Here is a 4,168-nt window from a genome sequence, read left to right as displayed (position 1 = left end):
CGCGGTCGGACTGCAAGTGATCTTGAAGCCACGGGCCCGTCCCACCCCGACATGGACCTCGATGCCCGAACGGACGTTAGATTTCGAGTTCTAGGCGTTCTGCGATGAAGGTTGGATCCCAGCCGGGATTGAAAGTGTCGACGTGGGTGAATCCGAGCCGCTCGTATAGGCCACGCAGGTTCGGGTGGCAGTCGAGCCGCAGCTTGGCGCACCCCTGCGTTCGCGCGGCATGGCGGCAAGCCTCGATCAGCGCGGAGCTGACACCCCGGCCCGCATGTGTCCGTCGCACCGCGAGCTTGTGCAGATATGCGGCCTCCCCCTTGAGGGCGTCGGGCCAGAACTCGGGATCCTCGGCCGACAAGGTGCAACAGCCGACGATGCCGTCGCTGCAACTCGCGACTAGGAGCTCGGATCTCAGGACGAAGGTCTCCGCGAATGTCCGGTCGATCCGCGCGACGTCCCAGGCGGGCGTTCCCTTGGCGGACATCCACGCCGCAGCGTCGTGCATCAGCCGCACAACCTCGTCGATATCACCCGAGCAGGCGACCCGAACGTTCGGAGGCTCCTCGCTGTCCATTCGCTCCCCTGGCGCGGTATGAACCGCCGCCTCATAGTGCAGTTTGATCCTGACGAGCCCAGCATGTCTGCGCCCACCTTCGCGGAACCTGACCAGGGTCCGCTAGCGGGCGGCCGGAAGGTGAATGCTAGGCATGATCTAACCCTCGGTCTCTGGCGTCGCGACTGCGAAATTTCGCGAGGGTTTCCGAGAAGGTGATTGCGCTTCGCAGATCTCCAGGCGCGTGGGTGCGGACGTAGTCAGCGCCATTGCCGATCGCGTGAAGTTCCGCCGCAAGGCTCGCTGGACCCAGATCCTTTACAGGAAGGCCAACGGTGGCGCCCAAGAAGGATTTCCGCGACACCGAGACCAATAGCGGAAGCCCCAACGCCGACTTCAGCTTTTGAAGGTTCGACAGCACGTGCAGCGATGTTTCCGGTGCGGGGCTCAAGAAAAATCCCATCCCCGGATCGAGGATGAGCCGGTCGGCAGCGACCCCGCTCCGTCGCAAGGCGGAAACCCGCGCCTCGAAGAACCGCACAATCTCGTCGAGCGCGTCTTCGGGTCGAAGGTGACCGGTGCGGGTGGCGATGCCATCCCGCTGCGCTGAGTGCATAACCACCAGCCTGCAGTCCGCCTCAGCAATATCGGGATAGAGCGCAGGGTCAGGAAATCCTTGGATATCGTTCAGGTAGCCCACGCCGCGCTTGAGCGCATAGCGCTGGGTTTCCGGTTGGAAGCTGTCGATTGAAACACGGTGCATCTGATCGGACAGGGCGTCTAAGAGCGGCGCAATACGTCTGATCTCATCGGCCGGCGATACAGGCCTCGCGTCCGGATGGCTGGCGGCCGGTCCGACATCCACGACGTCTGATCCGACTCGCAGCATTTCGATCGCCGCGGTGACAGCGCCGGCGGGGTCTAGCCGCCGGCTCTCATCGAAGAAGGAGTCCTCGGTGAGATTCAGAATGCCGAACACCGTCACCATGGCGTCGGCCTCCGCAGCGACTTCCACGATGGGGATCGGGCGAGCAAAAAGGCAGCAATTATGAGCCCCATACCTACAAAGCCCCACGCATCAAGCTTTTGCCCATGAAGCAACCAGGCAATGGCTGTAATTATGACGACGCCGAGTCCCGACCAGACTGCATAAGCAACACCGACAGGGATGGATTTCAGAACCAGAGAAAGAAAATAAAATGCGATGCCATAACCGATTATGACAACGGCGGAAGGGGCAAGCTTAGTAAAGCCCTCGCTAGATTTTAATGCGGATGTTGCGATTACTTCGCCAACTATTGCGATAACAAGAAAAAGCCAGCCTTTCATGATATATCTCCCAATTTGTGTAGGGCTTATTATGCACGCTTAAAAATAATAAAAGCAGACTTGACCTGATAGTTTGGCTGTGAGCAATTATGTGCTTAGTGCATCTAACGTTTGACATGAGGGGCGGCCAAGGGCGCCAGCCCTTGGACGTCCCCCTCGATGGAAGGGTTAGGCATCACTGCGTGTTCGCTCGAATGCCTGGCGTGTTTGAACCATGTACACGGCTGGACCATCTGGGGTGGTTACGGTACCTTGCCTCTCAAACCCCGCTTTCTCGTAGCATCGGATCGCTCGCAAGTTGCTCGGCGACGGGTCCGTTTGGATCTTGGTGACCTCGGGATCATTGAACAGCAACTCAACCAGAGCTCGAACCAGCTTGGTTCCCAAGCCTTTGCCCAGTTGTGATGCATTCGCCAGTGACTGGTCTATTCCGCGTACTCCTGGATCGGTTTCTTCTTCCCACCATCCGTCCCCGCTTCCAAGAGCAACGTACGACTGGGCATACCCAATCGGCTCTCCATTCAGCATTGCAATGTATGGAGTGACGGACTCTTGCGCTAAAACGCTTGGCAAGTACTGTTCCTGTACGTCAGCAAGTGTCGGGCGTGCTTCTTCTCCGCCCCACCACTCGACGATATGAGATCGATTTAGCCACTCATAGAGCATCGCAAGGTCATGCTCAGTCATGAGGCGCAGTGTGACGGAATCGTTGCTGTTGGTCACGATGCTGTACTTTGTGATGCCTAACGCCGCCATAAACGGCGACAGGGTGGCGCGCCTATTGCGCATAAAATGGCGAAGCCATGCGCAACAGGCGCGGAATCTCTGGCGTCCGGTTTGATGGCTTTGTTATGCAAAGGACTAGTCTTCAATGACGTGTAAACCACGGCGCTTTAAGTCCTCCAACGAATCCAACATTCCCCTTATTAATTCAACAGGATGCCCCTCCCAGTCTTCAACAACGCCAACAATTCTCAAGGGTTCGCAGGTTCTATAGGACTGTGTTGGATTACCGGGAAATCTTTTGTTCGTAAGATTCGGATCGTCTTCGAACGGTCCTGTTGGCTCAACTATGTATATGTAGCCGCGACCCTCGAGGCCAGACAGTGACATAGCAAGTTCAGCTCCCCAAACTGCTGGCTCCATCAAGGCTGAAAAGTAGATGTGCTTAAGAATACGACCGTCCTCGAAATGAGAGATGAACCCTGTGGTTAGCAAGTCACCAATCGCCAAATTGGCTTTGGTTCCATGATAGAACGGTCCTTGCACCTGCTTGTAATTATCATGAGAGATGGGAATCCAATCTTTTACCATTTTAAGACCCTTAATTGTTGGGATTTGGCTGCATAACTTTGTTTTAGGGCGACTGCCCTGCTGCGTAACATCGTTGCTGCTCCATAACATCAAACATCGACCCACGGCGTAACGCGCTTGCTGCTTGGATGCCCGAGGCATAGACTGTACAAAAAAACAGTCATAACAAGCCATGAAAACCGCCACTGCGCCGTTACCACCGCTGCGTTCGGTCAAGGTTCTGGACCAGTTGCGTGAGCGCATACGCTACTTGCATTACAGCTTACCAACCGAACAGGCTTATGTCCACTGGGTTCGTGCCTTCATCCGTTTCCACGGTGTGCGTCACCCGGCAACCTTGGGCAGCAGCGAAGTCGAGGCATTTCTGTCCTGGCTGGCGAACGAGCGCAAGGTTTCGGTCTCCACGCATCGTCAGGCATTGGCGGCCTTGCTGTTCTTCTACGGCAAGGTGCTGTGCACGGATCTGCCCTGGCTTCAGGAGATCGGAAGACCTCGGCCGTCGCGGCGCTTGCCGGTGGTGCTGACCCCGGATGAAGTGGTTCGCATCCTCGGTTTTCTGGAAGGCGAGCATCGTTTGTTCGCCCAGCTTCTGTATGGAACGGGCATGCGGATCAGTGAGGGTTTGCAACTGCGGGTCAAGGATCTGGATTTCGATCACGGCACGATCATCGTGCGGGAGGGCAAGGGCTCCAAGGATCGGGCCTTGATGTTACCCGAGAGCTTGGCACCCAGCCTGCGCGAGCAGCTGTCGCGTGCACGGGCATGGTGGCTGAAGGACCAGGCCGAGGGCCGCAGCGGCGTTGCGCTTCCCGACGCCCTTGAGCGGAAGTATCCGCGCGCCGGGCATTCCTGGCCGTGGTTCTGGGTTTTTGCGCAGCACACGCATTCGACCGATCCACGGAGCGGTGTCGTGCGTCGCCATCACATGTATGACCAGACCTTTCAGCGCGCCTTCAAACGTGCCGTAGA

6 protein-coding genes are annotated in these 4,168 nt (G+C 57.3%); 1 reads left to right on the top strand and 5 read right to left on the bottom strand.

Annotated elements, in window-relative coordinates; translation table 11 throughout:
* Positions 1–76: 76 nt before the first annotated feature.
* The 5 genes from EXE10_RS20255 to EXE10_RS20230 form a co-directional block, all read right to left on the bottom strand.
* Positions 77–577, bottom strand: coding sequence for a GNAT family N-acetyltransferase (locus EXE10_RS20255; RefSeq protein WP_000376623.1), 501 nt, complete (start codon positions 575–577; stop codon positions 77–79).
* A 127-nt stretch (positions 578–704) separates the two neighbouring features.
* Positions 705–1,544, bottom strand: coding sequence for a sulfonamide-resistant dihydropteroate synthase Sul1 (gene sul1 / locus EXE10_RS20245; RefSeq protein ID WP_000259031.1), 840 nt, complete (start codon positions 1,542–1,544; stop codon positions 705–707).
* A complete protein-coding gene (locus EXE10_RS20240; protein WP_000679427.1) occupies positions 1,538–1,885 on the bottom strand; it encodes a quaternary ammonium compound efflux SMR transporter QacE delta 1 in 348 nt (115 codons plus the stop codon). Before EXE10_RS20240 ends, sul1 begins: the two co-directional genes overlap by 7 nt.
* Positions 1,886–2,053: 168 nt before the next feature.
* Positions 2,054–2,641 carry an AAC(6')-Ib family aminoglycoside 6'-N-acetyltransferase gene (gene aac(6')-Ib, locus EXE10_RS20235; RefSeq protein WP_033917551.1) on the bottom strand — a complete coding sequence of 196 codons (588 nt, stop codon included), beginning with the start codon at positions 2,639–2,641 and terminating at the stop codon, positions 2,054–2,056.
* A 105-nt stretch (positions 2,642–2,746) separates the two neighbouring features.
* A complete protein-coding gene (locus tag EXE10_RS20230; protein ID WP_001749986.1) occupies positions 2,747–3,199 on the bottom strand; it encodes an NAD(+)--rifampin ADP-ribosyltransferase Arr-3 in 453 nt (150 codons plus the stop codon).
* Positions 3,200–3,371: 172 nt separating this feature from the next.
* On the opposite strand from EXE10_RS20230, the gene intI1 reads away from it, so the two are divergent.
* The coding region (intI1, locus tag EXE10_RS20225) for a class 1 integron integrase IntI1 (RefSeq protein ID WP_079284715.1) at positions 3,372–4,168 on the top strand (797 nt) is incomplete at its 3' end.

Origin of the sequence: Acinetobacter sp. WCHAc060033, from assembly GCF_004209125.1 — a bacterium.
Lineage (GTDB): Bacteria > Pseudomonadota > Gammaproteobacteria > Pseudomonadales > Moraxellaceae > Acinetobacter > Acinetobacter wuhouensis.
The sequence above is the reverse complement of the archived record's forward strand: the minus strand, read 5'-3'. Positions and strand labels throughout refer to the sequence as shown.